This is a genomic window from Microbulbifer maximicatervae (SeqCode), from assembly GCF_052467615.1.
The window spans coordinates 1,758,404-1,774,713 of the sequence record NZ_CP174319.1; the positions used below are offsets into that span (position 1 = coordinate 1,758,404).

The window sequence follows — 16,310 nt, forward strand, 5'->3', positions numbered from 1 at the left end:
CACTTTTTGACTGCATTATCGGTCCTCTTCCGTATTACTTAGCCCCTAGAGCTGGCTCGATGTGATGTAACTATATTTTGTTTACTTAATCGCGTCACATTGAGCTATTTTAAAATATGGAGATTGGACTTCTCTTGTCCTTTATATGCCTAGTACTGCTCTCTTAAATAATTGATATGAATCTCAGAGCTATACCCATCTTCCCCTAATCCAACTCCACCAACCTCTGCATCAACGGAAAATACAAAGCACACCGAATATTCCGCTCCCCCCGCGCATAGAAGAGCTTACGGTAATTCTCCAACTGATTCCGATACTGCTCCAGCTGAGCCGCAATAAACTCTTCCTGGCTTTCCTCACCACTGGGCTCTGCGGTTTTGTAATCCACAATCCAGCGGGTTCCTTCGTTATCGATAAAGGTGCGGTCCACAATGGAGCGCCTTAGCTGTCGGCCGCCGCTGTGGAGTTCCAGTTCGCAGGCGGATTCCCTTAGTGAGCCATCCAATAGCCAACGGCCGGTGGGGCAGTTGAGGCTGTTGCGTACGGCAATTTCCACTTTCTCGGCGGCGCGGTCCAGGCTGGTGGTGGATAGCCCCAATTGTTTCAGGCGCAGTTGCCATAGGGGGCGTTGGGCTTCCAGTTTGCTGGGTGTCCAGTCGTTGATATTGGTCTCGGCAATGGTGGCGAGGGTTTCGTGGGCTACGGTGCCGGCGTGTTTTAACCAGCGCAGGGCTACCTGGCCCAGCTCGGGAATATTGTCTTCTTCCTCGGTTTTGGGTTGGTAGTCTGGCATGCGGTACTGGGCCAGCCATTCCTGCCGGGGCATGGCTTGGGGTTGCCATTGGTTGGGCAGGCGCAGTAGGTAGTCGTGATCTCTGCTGGCTTCGTCCTGGTTTAGCAGGGGTTCTTCTGCTTCCAGCCAGTGACACCAGTCGCTTTCCTGGTGATGTAAAACACTGGGCCAGATGCCGGCGAGTAGGGCGGCGCTGCCGGGGGCTTTTAGGTGGCCCTTTTTTTCATCCCGGTTGATACAGGCCAACAGATGCAGCGAGCGGATGGCGCGGGTGCAGCCTACATATAACAGGCGCGTGCCTTCCAGGCGTTCACGTTCGCTGTTGTCGTGCTTCAGGTATTCAAACACCGGGTCCTGGCCGCCGCGTGCATTTTTGGGAGCGAGCAGGAAGCGGCTTTCGCCTTCGCGGCTAAGCCATTCGCTCCAGCGCAGCAGTTGGTCGCTGCCGGGTTTGCCGCCTTGATCCAGGCCTGGGATCAGTACGTGTTCGAACTCCAGCCCTTTGGATTTGTGAATGGTCATCACCTGCACTTTGGCATCCTGGGCGGGGCGGGCGTAGAGCTGTTCCAGGGCGAGGGTGAACTGTTGCCACTCGGTAATGGCTCCGCCGGTATCGAAGGCTTCTAATAATTGCAGAAAATCCTGCACATTATTCAGGTCAGATTTTTGTGCAACGGTAGCGGGGCCGCCCAGTTCCAGCCAGAGGCCTTCAATCCAGGTGCGCAGGGGTTTGCGGCCGCGCTGTTGCCAGGCGTGCAGCAGTTTGGGAGCCACTTGGGCCAAGCGTGTGCGCCCTTCATCGCTGAGCAGGGCGATATCGTCTACTTCCTGCAAGGCCATTAATAGTGGGCGTGCGCTGGTATCGGTTACGGTGATATCCCCATTGCCCCAGTTGGCCAGGGTGTAAAGGTCTGGCAGTTGGAGTCCGCACCAGGGGGCGCGGAGTACGGCCAGCCAGCTGATTCGGTCGCTGGGGTCGAGCAGGGCGCGGGTGAGGCTGAGTAAATCTAACACCACCATTTTACTGGCGAGTGGCGCCAGCTCTGGGGCCTGGAAGGCGATATTGGCGGCGCTTAGGGCCGGCAAAATCTTTTGTAGATGTTTTTTCTTGCGCACCAGAATAGCGATGCGGCTCTCCGGATCTTGCGCTTGTAATTGCTGCACCAGTTCAACCGCTTGAGTGGCTTCGCGGTTGCGGTCTTCGTCATCAATGCAGCCATAGAAATTGACCGAGGGCTCGGCCCATTTGCTGCCTTTAAACGCTTCTGATTTCAGATAGCGCACGGCGCCGCGACCGATATTGTCCGCTTGCGGAAAAGCTCTCTGGAAAGTCTCGTTGACCCAGTTCACCACTGCGCTTTCGGAACGGAAATTTACCTGGAGGTCGAGGGCTTCCAGGGGCACTTCACCGATACCGCGTTCGCGCGCATCCAGGAAAATACCCACGTTGGCATTGCGGAAGCCGTAACAGGATTGCATGCCGTCGCCGACAATAAATAAGGTGCGGCCGTCTCCCTGCTGCCAGCCGGCAGTGAGTTTTTCCAGCAGTTGTAGCTGGGTGTGGGAGGTGTCCTGGAACTCGTCCACCAGAATATGCTGGGTTTGCAGGTCCAGTTTCAGGGCCAGGTCTGTGGGGTTATCGCTATCGCCCAGGGCGATCAGTGCGGCTTGGGCCACTTCGGTATAGTCGGTGGCACCCAGCTGTTGGAAGACCAGCTTTAATTCTGCGACCAATTTGGGCAGTACCTGGGCGAGCCCTTGCAGCAGTTGCCATTGGCTCTGTTGCAGTCCGCTGGGAAGCTTGCCCACTTCCCGCAGTGCGGAGAGCAGTGGTTCGTTGCCGGCCAGTTCTGCCAGCAGGTCTTTCATGCGCTGTTTGTATTCTTCGGCGATGGGGCGCTCGGGATCTTTTTTATCCGGCAGGCCAAAGCCGAGTTTTTTATTGATGCCGCCGCCTTTGCGCAAATCACCGGTGGTGGTGAGGAGGAGGCTGCCGAGAGCGAGCCAGGCGGGCAGGCCGCTGCTGTCTGTGCTGGGGAAATCGTCCAGTTCGGCGAAGAGGCACAGGCTGTGGCTGGGGTTTTCCTTTTGTAAATTGCTGCCGGCATAACTGGCCAGCTCCAGCAGTTCCCCGGCGACACTGCCGAGGGCTGTGGTGAGGCCTTGCAGTTTTTCTGCTACCAGTTCGTCGATGACAAAATGGAAATAGTCCTGGGCGCCGTCGAAGTTAACACTCAAGAGTGGGCTGAGCCATTGCTCGCGCTTATCCAGCAAAATACGCAGCAGTTTATTGAGTTGGCCCAGGTCGTTGTCCAGGTGGAGCAGTAGTTGCTGTAGGTCTGTGTCTGGGGTTTCGCCATCGAGGTGTTTGAGCAGGTTCACCACCGCTAGCTCGAAGGCGATTTGGGTGCGCTCCAGGGGTTCACCCGGTGTGCCCAGGCCGCTTTCGATCGGCAGTTGGCTGGCGAGGCTGCGGCAGAGGCCGTCGATGGTTTGAATACGCAGGCGCTGGGGTGTTTGCAGTAGCTCCCATTCCAGTTCGCGATCCCGCTCCAGCAGGGTGCGGGCCAAATCCCAGGTGATGGCATCGTGGGGGTTGTCTGGCCGGGCTTGGTCGCGGGCGCTGTGCAGGGCGTCGATCAGGCGCTCGCGCATTTCACCGGCGGCTTTGCGAGTGAAGGTAATGGCCAACACTTCTTCCGGTTGCTGGCAGGCGGCGAGCAACTTTAATACGCGCTGGGTGAGCAGGCCGGTTTTACCGGAGCCCGCCGGGGCAGATACGGCAAAGCTGCGGCTGATATCCAGGGCTTGGCTGCGGGCGTCGGCATCGATGGGGCGGCGCAGGGCGGGAGTGGTCACGACTTCGTTCATTCGGTTATTTGCTCCCTTTCCGGCCAGCGGTTTAGGGGCCAGAGTTCACTGTTGTTGTCGGTGGGGCGATCAAAGGCGAGGGTGGCTACACCACTGCGATATTCGGTGGCGAGGGATTCCAGGCTGTAGCGCCAGTGCTCCACCAGATTGCTCCAGGTACCGTAGGGGGATTCCTTTTCGGTATCGCCCACGGCTTTAATGCCGGTGATGGGGTGCTCCAGGTCTCCGCAGCCATTCCATTTGCAGTCGCCGTTGCGCACCTGGCCGAAGGCGATGGCGTGGGCATCCGGTTGGAAAAGGGCGTAGAGCGGCAGCTGGGGTTCGCGGATGCGCTGGGTAAGCCAGTCGCGAATACTGGGGACGCCGGTTTTGTAATCGATTACTAGTTGTTCGCCACTGGCGAGTTGGTCCAGTCGGTCCAGGCGCAGGTTAAAGTGCAGCCCGCCGATTTCCACGGCCTGTTCCCATTCCACTTTTTCTACGGAGAAATTGGGCCTGTCCAGTTCCACGGACAGCCATTGTTGCAGCAGGCGCTCCAGGCGCTGCTTTTCCATGGCCCAAAATCCGATCGGCAGGTGATTGTATTTTTTGCGCACACTGCCGAGGGACCGTTCCACCGCGCGCTCGATTTGCGCTTGGCGTTGCTCGTCGTCCATGGCTTGCAGTTGTGTGAGGGTGCCGCACTGTTGCCAGAATTCCGCCAGCACCTGGTGCACCACATTACCGCGCTCGGCGGGGCCGAGGCCGATATCCGGTTGGGTAAAATTGCTGGCGCCGAGGCGGAAGCGCAACTGCGCATTTAATGGGGACAGGGCTTGGGCCTTGAGCACCGAGGCACCGCCGCGCACCCGTTCGCATTCGGCGGGGGTGAGTGGCGGTAGCTTTTTGTCTTCGATTTTTTCCAGCTGACAGGCTTGCGCCAGTTGGCTGTAGTGATTGTGCAGGGCGCCTTCGGCAAAGTGCTGGGCTTGTTGCGGGCTTTCAAACAGGCTGCTCAGGCCTTGCTGCACGCCATCTTCTTCGCAGGTGTAACTCACGACGATATCGCCGCTGGCATTCTGCAGGTCGGCGGTGAGTTCGCGGGCCAGTTCCAATTCCCGCTCGGCGCTGGCGCGGGGCATCTTCCAGTGTTTTTGCCATTGAATCGGCAACAGCGGATTGGGTGCCGGTGCCGGCGGCCATTGCTGTTGGCCGAAGCCGACCAGGCGCAGGTGATCGAAGGCGAGGCCGCCGGCTTCCAGTACTCCGAGAATTTGCAGGGGGCCATCGCGGGTTTCCGCCTGGAAGGGGGTGCGGCTGGCAATCTGACGCAGCAATTGCAGGGCCTGGGTGAGAGTAAGGTTGCCACCGCAGGCACTGAGTGCGGCGAACTCTTCCAGGATGGATTCCCATTGCATCAGCTGCTGGTATTCCTGGCTGTCCGGGTTGCGGTTGCCGGGCCAATTTAATGCGCTAAGTGTTTCGGAAAAACGCGCGGCCCAAATTTCTGCGGGGGCTCGCTGCCAGCGCCGGGCGCGTTCGGCCATTTGTTCCAATTGGCGGGGCAGTTGCGGTGATTCCAAGTGGAGGGCTTCTGCGGTGCGCTCGGCCCAGTAGCGCAGGGTGGCGCCGTCGATACGGCGAAGTTCCAGTTTTTGTAGGCGGCGGAACAGGGCGCTGCGCAGCCAGGTTTTACTGTCGTCACCCCAGAAGGGGCTGAACAGGATATTTTGCAATTGGGGATAGTCCCATTCGTCTTGCAGTAGCGATAGCAATTGAAGGGCGGCGCTGCCGACCGGTGTCTGCGCCAGGGGCGTACCGGCGGAGAAGTTAAACGGTAGTGTGTAGCGCGGTTGCTGCGGGTCCAGGTATTGGGGTTCGAGCACGCGGGAAAATACCGCTTCCACCTGGGCGCGGCACTGCCCCAGATTGTTTACCACTATGCCTACGCTGTGGCCGGGGTTTTCGGCGAGCTTTTGCCCGGCCCAAAGAGCTGCTTGGTAGAGTTCTTCATCCAAATCGGCGCAGGCGGCTACGGATAATTCACTTTGCTGGGTAAGTCCCGGTCTTTCATTAACGGCTGTTGCACCTGCGTGAGTTAGGGCATTGGCGAGGGGCGAAATCTGGGCGAAGCCGGCGGTATCAATTTGCGCGACGGGTTCCAGAATGCCTTCCTGGAATGCACGCAGGATCAATTGATCGCGCTGGTCTGGGGTGATGGCGCTGTGGGCCTGAAGCTCAGTGGCAAAGGCTTTGATCATGGCGCACAGCGGCAGCTCGTCGCTGCGCATAGAGACAGCGAACTGCTCCAGTAGGGGAGTTAGCGCTTCATCTATTTGCGAGAGATCGGAGATCAGCTGCCATTGGAGTAGCTGCGCCAGGGCACTATCGGCATCCCGGCACAATTGCTGGCTGTTGAGCAGTTGCCGGTCCAGGGATTCATCCAGGGCGCGCTGCCAGAGCAATTGCCGTTGCTCGCGATTCAATACCTGTTGCAAGGCGGGCTGCCAGTTGCGCTGTTGCAGTTGGAACCAGAGCTTGTCCAGCCAGCTGCGCAGGGATTCCACCGGCGGCGGCATCCAGCAGGCACCGGGCGACTGCTGCGCGGCAAACACCTGTTGGCAGCGGTTGCGCAAACGGTTGTTGGGGGTGAGCAGCAGTCCGCCGGGGGGCAGCTGCGCAAATATTTCGAGAGCGGGAAATGCCGGCTTCAGCATGAATTCGGGTACCGGTTAGGGCTTGTTATTCGGGAAACGGTCGCGGTTTGTGACGGAGCTGTCAACTCTGTTGCGCGGTTCTCATTATTTTGGCGATCTTAGGTGTTGGGTTCGAGGGGTTCGGCAACTGGGGCGAACTCGCTGAAGGCCTGTTCTATATTGCCGGTTAGGTCCACCGTGCTGGTGATCAGGCGGCCAGTGTTTGGGGCATCCGGCAGCATCAGCTCAAGTTCTTCCAGCCACCAGCGTACGCGTCGGGCGATGGCTTCGCCGGAATCCAGCCATTGGATTGAGCGGGGGGCGAACTGGTCCAGTTCTTCTCGCAGCAGGGGAAAGTGAGTGCAGGCCAATACGGCAATATCCACTTGGTCACCGCCGGCGGTGTGGAATACGCGGTGCAAGACCGGCTCCAAATCCTCTGCGGTGATGGCTTCGCCGCGCAATTTGCTTTCCGCCAGATGCACCAACTCCGGTGCGGGCACATTAATTACCCGGTTGCCGTTGGCAAATTGCTCGATCAGCTCGCGGGTGTAGCGGCGATTGACGGTGCCTTCGGTGGCAATCAGGGCAATAGTGCGGGAACGGCTGGCGGCAGCGGCGGGTTTCACAGCGGGCACAACGCCCACTACGGGTTTCTTCAGGGATTCGCGCAGTTGGGGCAAGGCCAGGGTGCTGGCGGTGTTGCAGCCCACCACTAAAATATCGGCCCCGCAGTGTTCCATCATGGCCTGAGCCTGCTGGACGATCCGCGGGCGCAGTTCCTCTTCGCTTTTGTTGCCGTAAGGGTAAAAGCCGTTGTCCACACCCAGGTGCAAGGTCAGGCCCGGCATCAGGCGGCGGATTTCCCGCGCAATGCTGATGGCGCCCACGCCGGAATCAAAGATCAGGGCGCTGGGGGCTGGGCTATCTGGGTGGGCGCTGTGTTTGTGCATGCGTTCTGGAGTACCAACATCGAAACCAATCCTCCAAGAATACCTAAAACCCCGTAAAAATTCCCGCTGGGTCTTCTCGGGCGCAAACCTATCCCTTGATACTGAGGTTATCGGCCGGGCTGGCGCGGGGTACTTTCCAGGGGCAAGCTGGTAGAATGGCGCCTTCGCCTGGGCTATTTCCCGGGCAGGCCAGCGGGCGAGGCCCCTGGCAAAATCCTGATTTATCCTTCTCTTTCCAGGTCTGGGAGTACCACTCTATGCCAGCGTTTCCGCTGCAATTGAATGCCGATCACGCGGTGATGGCGGCTGTTGCCATCTTGTTTCTGTTGGGCTTGGTGTTTTGGTTGGCGCGAGCCAGTAGCCGCCGCGCTTTATTGCAGAGCCAAGCCGCTTTGCAGGTGGCTCAGGCGCGTATCGATAGCAGCCGCGAACGGGAATCCCAACTTGGGGTTGAGGTGGAATCCCTGCGTACCGAGCTGGCGGATAAGCTGCAACAGCTCACGAGAAGCCAAGTGTTGGTAGAAAAAGGGGAGGCGGCCCTGGCGGAGCAGCGCAAGCTGATGGAGCAAATGCGTATTGCCATGGGTGAGCAGTTCGAGAATTTGGCCAACCGGATTTTTGAAGAGAAGCAGCAGAGCTTCGTGCGCCGCAGTGAGGACAGTTTGCGCAAAAGTCTCGATCCGTTGGAGCGTCAGCTGGGGGATTTCCGCAAACGAGTAGAGCATGTCTACGATCGCGAAAATGCCGAGCGCAACAGCCTGCTGGGGCAGATTAAAGCGTTGCGCGAGCAAACCCAGCGCATCAGTGATGAGGCCCTGAACCTGACTTCAGCCCTAAAAGGTGACCGCAAGATTCAGGGTAACTGGGGTGAAGTAGTGCTGGAGCGCTTGCTGGAGGAGTCCGGCTTGCAGAAGGGTCGCGAATACGAAACGCAAGTAACGCTGACGAGTGATGGCCGCAGGCGCCAGCCGGATGTGATTGTGCGCCTGCCGGAAAACAAAGACCTGATTATCGATTCGAAGGTCTCCCTGGTGGATTACGAGCGCTACAGCTCGGCGGAAACCGATGAGGAGCGCACCCAAGCCCTGAAACAGCATGTGAATTCCCTGCGCGCCCATATCACCGGCCTTAACAAGAAAGCCTACGAGCAGCTGGAGGGTGTGCGCACCCTGGATTTCGTCTTTATTTTCGTGCCCATTGAAGCTGCGTATATGTTGGCTATGCAAGCGGACCCGGACCTGTTCCGTTTCGCGTATGAGAAGCAAATTGTCCTGGTGAGCCCCACCAGCCTGATGGCGACCCTGCGCACCGTCGAGAATATCTGGCGCTACGAGAAACAAAACAAGAACGCGGAAAAAATCGCTGACGAAGCCGGCAAGCTGCACGATCAGTTTGCTATGGTGCTGGAGTCACTGGATGTTCTTGGTGACCGCCTGCGCCAAGCGGATGACGCCTACCAGCAGACCTACAAGCGACTGGCGACAGGGCGTGGTAATGCGGTGAAGCGTATCGACAGCTTGCGTAAGTTGGGTGCTAAAACCCGTAAACAGATCTCTGCGGACTTAAGGGAGCGAGCGGATCAGCCTGAGGTAAAGGGATTGCCACAGGCTGAGGAAACTGCTGCGGAAGAATAACTTTTTATGGAAAATCTTGTATTCGCGCTATCAGTCACAGGGCCGATTTTCCTGATGATTATTGGCGGATACCTGCTCAAGTATAAAGGGATAGTTCGGGACAGCTTTATTGATGATGCTTCAAGGCTTGTTTTCCACGTAGCCTTGCCTGCATTGCTTTTTATTAATATCTATTCCTCGGATACCAGCCCCGCGCAAGAAATAGACCTACTGGTAGCAGGGGTTCTCGGCACTTTTGTAATGCTCCCGTTGGCATGGTTGCTGGCACGGCCGGTAGCGCCAATGGATCGCAGTGCATTTATCCAGGGAGCCTTTCGTGGAAATGTGGCGATTGTCGGCCTTGCCTGGATCGAAAAAGCCTACGGAAGTGAGGGTGTTTCTAATTCCGCAGGGTTGGTAGCGGCACTTACGATTCAGTTTAATGTTATCGCCGTCGCTCTTTTCGTGCTTTACAATAAGGACAGAAAATTTGGCTGGCGGGTGATGCTGTGGGAGCTGGTCAAGAACCCTCTTATCCTCGGTGTAATCGCAGCCATTGTGTGCCGTTTGTTGGCTGTAAGGTTGCCGGAGGTGCTGCACGATACCATTCAGTATCTTGCATCTGTGGGCTTGCCATTGGGGCTTATTTGTATTGGTGCCAGCATGAAAATGCGAACACTGATGCGCAGTTCCCCTACGGCGCTGGCGGCCTCATTACTTAAACTGGTTGTTGCCCCGATTGTCTGCCTGTTGATTGGTTTGGCATTGGGCATGAGCCCTGAGTACTTGGGATATTTGATCCTGATGACGGGTGCTCCCTGTGCGATCTCGGCTTTTGTAATGGCCCATGCGATGGGCGGGAATAGCCAGCTTACGGCGAATATTGTGGGGCTCAGCACATTGCTTTCTGTTGTTACTGCCAGTATCGGGCTGGCATTGCTTAAGGTGTACTTTTAATGACCGTTTTCCCAACCTGGTTGCTTATTCTTGCAGCAGTAATCATTTTTGCTCTCGCTATTGTGGCTGGCTACTATCTGCGCAAACTATCAGTAGCGCAAAAGAAACAGGCCGAACAACTGGCGGAGCTAGAGCAAGCTGCCGAAGATCAGCGCGAAAGAGTAAACGACAGCATCCAGATTATTGCCCGCACCCTGTTGGATGATGGAGTAGGGCTTACCGAAGCTTCGATTCGTATTCGCGTTCTATTGGATGCGCTTCAGGTGGAAGATAAAGTCCGTGAAGAGTTTGTGGCCTTCTACACCATCGCAGAGAAAACCAGTCATATCCCAATTCTCAAAGACTGGAAAGAACTGCCGCGTAAAGAACAGTTCAAATATGAGTTGGAGATGGCGCAAGTAGAGGCGGACTATAAGGATTTTGCGATGGATGCCGCCAAGCGGATTTTGGGGCGTTCTTTTTGATTCTGGAAACTGAAAAGTGACTCATTAGACTTGAGTATTTATGTATGTTTCAACGAGCAGAAATCTGCTCGTTGAAATCAGGTGAAGTATTCCCTCCTAATCAATCTGCTGCCGGAACCAGATTGCTTTTTTATAAAATATCTAATTCATAAAAATATATTCCAATTAATTCACCAGCCATCAGCTGTAAACGCCAGCATCGACTACATCTCCATATTTTTATAGGTTGACATCAAGCTAGGTTTTTAGCCTAATCCGCTCAAGATACCTAAAGCCAAAACCAACTTCATTGGTTTGCACTATTTTGAAATTGGCTAGCTCATTGATTTTCAATGAAGTTTGCAGGTTTTCTAAGGTGGGGGAAGTGGGTAGGTGTCGAGCCGATGTTATCTATCTGCCCTGTGACTCTATCGTCAATATCTTCTATTTATTAAAGCCTCTATTTTCTGAGGCTTAACCAGGTATGAAATGTAGGGCGTGATGAGATTTGGGTGCCCATATAATTTTATCGGTGGGTGCGGTTATTGAAAAGTATGTGGTCGAAGTTTTAAGTTAAATGTCAAATGAATAAAGTTATTAAGAATATATTTCTATTCTGCCTGTGTATACCGGGGGTAGGTTTTTCTCAATCAAGTGAAGATTTGGCTCGAGAAATATTTATCGATGATGTCGCCAAAAAAGAATCTGCAGACCTCAAAGAACTCTTCGATGAACAAAGAGAGGACTTTATAAAGTTATATGAGCCTCTCTATGGGGTTAGTGAAGTGTCGCCGGAAATTGTTGCCATGGAAGAACAGTTGTACATGGATGTGGTGTCTTCCAATGTATTTAAGTTCGACCCCAAGGAGCTTGAGGAATTACTAGTTAATAATATTGTTTCAATGCTCTCTTATGAAGAGTTGCTGGAGTTAAGGGAGATTAATCAAAGGCCAGTTTTTAAAAAGCTAGATCGTATAAATGAAGTGACGATGAAAGCAACACAGCTGCATATGGATGCGTGGCAAAAAGATAATTTAAAGTTAATAGAGTACTTCGTGGAAAGGAATGAAAGGAAGTTGATGAGATTGGAGGAGTTAATAGAACTCCGCAAGAAGGATAGAGACAAGTCCGGATTATAACAGGGTAGAGCATTTTGAGTGCTCAGGCTAATGGTGCAGCGTGAGTTTGATCGCTGGTGGTTGATTATCTTCCGCAAAAGTCAAAAATTTCTCAAATGTAATTCGGCTTCCCAATTTGGGAGGGCCGTGATTGATAATGTATCGGTTGTGAGCCTTGTTGTAGGATGCCAAATATGTATTTTGCATTGTAGATTCATTGCAATCGGCACGCATAAAGTTTCCAGAATAGACCGCCGCTGCTCACGATATTAGGAGCATAAATTAATGATCTTTAAAGCTATACAATTACTTATTCCTGCGGTTATGATTTTATTTGGGTTTTTCCAGACGGTTGTGTATCTGAGGATGCGAAAAACATTCGGCAATTGGCCTGTGGTAGTTGGAGAGATCACTCACTCCCGATTGCTGAATCAATTGGATTCCAATGGAAAAAAGGTAACTGAAGCAATAATTGCCTTCAATTATAAATTTAGAGGAAGAGAGTATAAATCCGAAACGCCAGTTTTGCGAGGTTATGATCTGTTTCCGAGTTTGGAATATGAATCTTACCTTACCAAAAAATACCGGCCAGGAGATGTTGTTGACGTTCGGGTTAACCCAAAAGTCAGTGGTCTTGCATATTTAGAGGTGGCACCGTTCAGTCGACTAAGTGCCATTTTGGTGCCTTTGTTGCCAGTTTTGGGTGTTGCTCTAATTGTTTTATTTAAGAGTAGCTATTTCGTAGATTTATACGGATATTTATTGTTGCAGTATGATTTATCGATGTACCAGTTGCGAACTCGCTAAGAAAAGTTACATCTTGAGAGCCTGATCTTTAAATTAATTTGGGATGCTGCGTTGAGATAGTCGGGGCGGTTGGTTTTTTGTCAGCGCCTGAGGTCGGTTTTATGTGCAGTTCGTGTGAGCATCCTGTTTTTCCTGAAGCTAGATTTATGCTTCCAGTTTTTTTCAAGGAATGTATGTGTTGTTAAGTAGGGGGCTGGAAATACTGTAAAGAGCTATTTGGAGAGTCGATGTGCAATGTTTATGATTTAGAGGGTATCTTCCGGGTCGATTGTAAAATATTCAAAACCCCAGTCACCCTTATATAGAGTGTTATGGTTGCTACCGTATTTAGTATGAGAAAAATTGAAACTTACACTATTCAAGAGTTACAAGAAGCCATTGATGGAATAGACCAGGGAAAATATCCAGAAAGGCATGATAATCTGAAAGCTGAACTTTCTAAGAAAAAGATGGAAGTCCAAGAGCTGAATAATAGGATTGCAGGGCTGTCAGGATCAATTCCCCGGCAAGGAGCGATTGATGAAAGCCGAAATCAGTTTACGTTTAAACGTTGCTTTTTAGCATGCTGTTGCAGTATTGGGTTATTATGGTTGGTTCTCGGAGTTCTTGGTTTTTTTGGCTTTGGAACTGTCACTGCAAACGGTGAGCAGGTGCAGGGTGTTAGTGCATTAGTTACCTCAGTGCTGGGTGGCGGCATGAGCTGCTTAATGGTAGGTACCGTAGTTTGGCTGGGTGAGAAGGCCCTACGAGTTTTTGAAGATGCATAAAAGTTAGGCTGCTGAAGTGGTAATTCGTTAAGTTTTAACAGAAAAAACTGACATTGAAGTGAAAGTATTGGGTATGTTGGCTAGTTAGGTAAAAAATAGTGAAGATAGAAGTAAGGCAAATGTTTCGGTCAAATGGATTGATTGATGATCTTGTCTTAAGTGCGAAGTCAGAAGATTACTTGCTGTTCGCTGATGCTGTTGAAAAGCCATTGGGGAAAATGAGTCAGTGCTAGTGATATCTGAGTCAGAAATATCAATCGAGATTATTTGTGATGAGACAAAAGAGGAGCTTTTCACGGCTCTTCAGAACAAAGCTAACGATTACTTTTCAATGGATGATTGGAATAGCCGGAATATTTTAAGGGTGTACGGAAGTGCTGGCATCCTTGCTAGCTTTCAGCGGTTTCTGGTCAAGCTAGCTGGGCGTGGCCCAGGTTACAGCTATATTAGTGAATACTCAGAGGATTATAGTTACTCAATTTTTCACCTGAGTGGAGGCTTCACATAGAACCCTCTTGAAGATCAATACACTTTACATTTGTAGTCTGATAGTTTATGCCGTATTGTGCTACTTCTCTGTAAAGGGTGGTTGAGGTGTTGTGAGTGAATTAAGTGATGACTGCTATTTTTTTTGGGGTGGTTTTATTTGTTCTTCTTATCTTGGGGCTGCTTGGAGTCATTTTCTTGATTCCATTGTGGGTAAAGATGTCAACCGAGTCAGAAGGAGATCCGAATCATATTTATAGTATTTTTTGGGATGAGGCTGGTTCTCAGGGAGAGAAAATTACATCAGCTTTAGGATCCCTTTTTCCGTTTATAATTTTGGCTAGCCCCAATTTCGATGTTGAGGGGTTGGTTTTTTGTATTGCCGTTTCTGTAATTAGTGGGCTATATCATTCATCTGTTTATAGAGGTTATGCAGTAATTACTAGGAAAATGAAATGGGCTGCGTTAGTAGCTCTATGTATGCTTGCTGCAGTCGGCTTTCTTGTAAGATTTCAAATCTTATCTGATTTTTATATGGTTTTCTGTATCACTTCAACAGGTGCTGCTTGGGGTGGTTATGCGGTCTATAGGCGGGCTTATCTAATATGTACTGAAAGATTGGCTAGCAGATAAATTGCATAAAGTTAAATGGTTTTATATGCTAAATGGCAATACTTGCTATTGATTATGCCATTAGTAATTGATTGGGAAGTTTAGAGTTGGTGCTTAAAGATCATGAGGAGATAAATTTCATTCGTTACATATAGGGCCTAGACTATATTTTATGCTTCTGAGAGGCAGGCTGTTATCGCGCTAGGCTGGTCGCACAAGTTAGTCTTTGGATGTTAAAGCATCCGATTGATATGCCTTACTCATAAAGTAAGCCTGCGGCTGAATACCTTTCCTACAAAACTATGTCTGCACATGAAAATTTCAATGATTTTGGGGGCAGAATTATGAGTATATCACCAAGCCCCCTCTATTTATTGTGTTCGTAGTAGCATGATCGAAGCATTTTGATTGCTTTGCAAGCCGGCTCCACGAGTTCTCAGTTGATCAGTTGGTCTATCAAGCGTACGATTGATTTCGACGGACATCAGGAGAGTTTTAGCTTTTATGTTTCTTGCACTCTTGCTTGTTTTGTTAGGGTTAGGTTCTAAGTAGGCTATTGAGGAAACTACCTTTTCAAACGGCAGCTTTAGATGATGGTGGATGATCCTCATTTTTTATGGAAGTAAAATAGTTAGTTCTTTAGAAAGGTCATTTTAGTGCTTAGGAAAAGAATTTTAGCAACTTCAGTCTTATCCTTACTTTTTATTGGCGTTGGTTTCAGTTCTAAACTATTGGTGGACTCTTGGAGTATGCCAGCCAATGCTGGTGAGAAATTGATTAGATTCGACACTGATAATCTGCAAGAAAAACCCTATGCTATTATTAAGGGTAACTTTGAGGGTGCTTTTGGTCATTCGTATTTGATCTTAAAAGATAAGGGCGAGTTAAGTGTGTTTCTCTTACTTACGCGAGAGAATAGCTACTTAATGCCTTGGAAGTATCATTTTTGGGATGCATCAGGTTTCTGTAAGAATCTTCAAGTCGATGAGCAGATGATTTTTTGTGAAGATAAAGATATTTATGATTGGCAGAAAGAGGGCTGGAGGTGGAACTTGAAGGGTGAGAGTCTTTCAGGCGAGTTTGGAGCATTAGAAGTTATAGATTATGCCTATGAAGGGCGTTTCATCGCTATAGGTAAAAGCAGCAGATAAGTCGTGGTCAGACGAGCCTCTTTGCTGTTTCTATCATTTGTATGAGCGATTAAGGAATGATCAATAGAGTGGTGTGGGGGCGATGAATGATGCCTAGATATGTTAAGCTGCTTAGCTTAGAGGAGCTTGAGCAGCTTTCAACTGAGAGACTTCTTGCCTACCTTCGTAAGCTTCATCAATGTGAAGACTCAGTTGACACTTCCGATTTTTGCGAGAGTGAGGCTCATATGCCGGGAGTGGTATTTTTTAAAGAATCAGATCAGTGGCGGAGCCAATACAAGTTAGTAAAAGAAATTTTATCGGCAAGGCCTCATATTGATAAGGTGATAAGAGTAAATGGCTAATGGATTTAGGTGCCGAACTGCAGGGTTGAGTCAACTACCGCTGTAAACTTAATCTCTCAAGGGGGGAGTGGAGCTGAAGGCCCTTAGCTGTATTTGCTTGATAAAGAGTTGTGTAGAAATGGAGTGCTATACGTGACAGATGAAGAGTTAATAACATTTATAGGCAAGAGTGTTGTTAATAACTGGGAATATATTGTAGGTATTTATTTTGCGTTACTAAGTGGCGGGGTTGCGTTATCCTGGATGATTTCCAATCTGATCCACAAAAAGGAAATTAAAGTCCTACAGTTAGAGATTACCCATCAAAAAGAAAGGTTTTCTCAATTTGAGTCAATTATGGAGCAGCGGATAGCATCCATCCAGTCAGAGGCTGAAATGCTGCAAAGGAAGATCAGCTTTGCTAGCCCGGCAGTTCCTGCGGCAATGCCACTGAGTGATCCCTTTGCTGATATTGAGCAGAGCGTTAGTCCTGATGTTGATTGTTTAGAATCTATGCAAAGACGGGATATTGAATATCTGGATATCCCTGCGCCTTTGAAGCGGTCAGCTCCACTTGAAGTTCGAGAGAAGGGCTTGGAGAAGGGGGATGTATCTGATTATAAGATGTTGTCCTTATTGGATAAAACTGATGCTGTTAATAGGACCCTCCGGGAAATAGAAGTTCCCTCTTAAGCCCTTACTTTGCTGGTTGGCAGCTTCATTCGTTCTGTTGATATTTTT

13 protein-coding genes are annotated in these 16,310 nt (G+C 50.9%); 10 read left to right on the forward strand and 3 right to left on the reverse strand.

Annotated elements, in window-relative coordinates; genetic code table 11:
• Nucleotides 1-205 precede the first annotated feature (205 nt).
• The 3 genes from ACJJIM_RS07985 to murI form a co-directional block, all read right to left on the reverse strand.
• Nucleotides 206-3,664, reverse strand: a complete 3,459-nt coding sequence (locus ACJJIM_RS07985) for a UvrD-helicase domain-containing protein (protein ID WP_444912917.1) — start codon at nt 3,662-3,664, stop codon at nt 206-208.
• Entirely contained in the window at nt 3,661-6,360 is a 2,700-nt protein-coding gene (locus tag ACJJIM_RS07990; protein WP_444912918.1) for a PD-(D/E)XK nuclease family protein, read from the reverse strand. The genes ACJJIM_RS07985 and ACJJIM_RS07990 overlap by 4 nt, the downstream gene beginning before the upstream one ends.
• A gap of 98 nt (nt 6,361-6,458) precedes the next feature.
• The gene (murI, locus tag ACJJIM_RS07995) at nt 6,459-7,292 is read right to left on the reverse strand and encodes a glutamate racemase (RefSeq protein ID WP_444912919.1); all 834 of its coding nucleotides are present in this window, start codon (nt 7,290-7,292) and stop codon (nt 6,459-6,461) included.
• A 257-nt stretch (nt 7,293-7,549) separates the two neighbouring features.
• Between murI and rmuC the strand changes: the two genes are divergently transcribed.
• The 10 genes from rmuC to ACJJIM_RS08045 all read left to right on the forward strand — a co-directional run bounded on the left by rmuC (nt 7,550) and on the right by ACJJIM_RS08045 (nt 16,262).
• On the forward strand, nt 7,550-8,926 hold the full coding sequence (gene rmuC / locus ACJJIM_RS08000) for a DNA recombination protein RmuC (RefSeq protein WP_444912920.1): 1,377 nt from the start codon (nt 7,550-7,552) through the stop codon (nt 8,924-8,926).
• Between the two features lie 6 nt (nt 8,927-8,932).
• Entirely contained in the window at nt 8,933-9,862 is a 930-nt protein-coding gene (locus ACJJIM_RS08005; RefSeq protein ID WP_282932599.1) for an AEC family transporter, read from the forward strand.
• Nucleotides 9,862-10,326, forward strand: coding sequence for a DUF2489 domain-containing protein (locus ACJJIM_RS08010; protein WP_282932600.1), 465 nt, complete (start codon nt 9,862-9,864; stop codon nt 10,324-10,326). Before ACJJIM_RS08005 ends, ACJJIM_RS08010 begins: the two co-directional genes overlap by 1 nt.
• A 563-nt stretch (nt 10,327-10,889) precedes the next feature.
• A complete protein-coding gene (locus ACJJIM_RS08015; protein WP_444912921.1) occupies nt 10,890-11,444 on the forward strand; it encodes a hypothetical protein in 555 nt (184 codons plus the stop codon).
• Between the two features lie 264 nt (nt 11,445-11,708).
• Complete coding sequence (locus tag ACJJIM_RS08020) at nt 11,709-12,230, forward strand: DUF3592 domain-containing protein (protein ID WP_444912922.1); 522 nt, start codon at nt 11,709-11,711, stop codon at nt 12,228-12,230.
• A 311-nt stretch (nt 12,231-12,541) separates the two neighbouring features.
• Nucleotides 12,542-12,997 (forward strand): hypothetical protein, encoded by a 456-nt coding sequence (locus tag ACJJIM_RS08025; RefSeq protein WP_444912923.1) that lies wholly within the window; start codon nt 12,542-12,544, stop codon nt 12,995-12,997.
• 612 nt (nt 12,998-13,609) lie between these two features.
• Nucleotides 13,610-14,116, forward strand: coding sequence for a hypothetical protein (locus tag ACJJIM_RS08030; RefSeq protein ID WP_444912924.1), 507 nt, complete (start codon nt 13,610-13,612; stop codon nt 14,114-14,116).
• A 635-nt stretch (nt 14,117-14,751) separates the two neighbouring features.
• A complete protein-coding gene (locus ACJJIM_RS08035; RefSeq protein WP_413665606.1) occupies nt 14,752-15,246 on the forward strand; it encodes a hypothetical protein in 495 nt (164 codons plus the stop codon).
• An 86-nt stretch (nt 15,247-15,332) separates the two neighbouring features.
• Complete coding sequence (locus ACJJIM_RS08040) at nt 15,333-15,590, forward strand: hypothetical protein (RefSeq protein ID WP_444912925.1); 258 nt, start codon at nt 15,333-15,335, stop codon at nt 15,588-15,590.
• Nucleotides 15,591-15,722: 132 nt separating this feature from the next.
• Entirely contained in the window at nt 15,723-16,262 is a 540-nt protein-coding gene (locus ACJJIM_RS08045) for a hypothetical protein (RefSeq protein WP_413665608.1), read from the forward strand.
• The last annotated feature ends 48 nt before the right edge of the window (nt 16,263-16,310 follow it).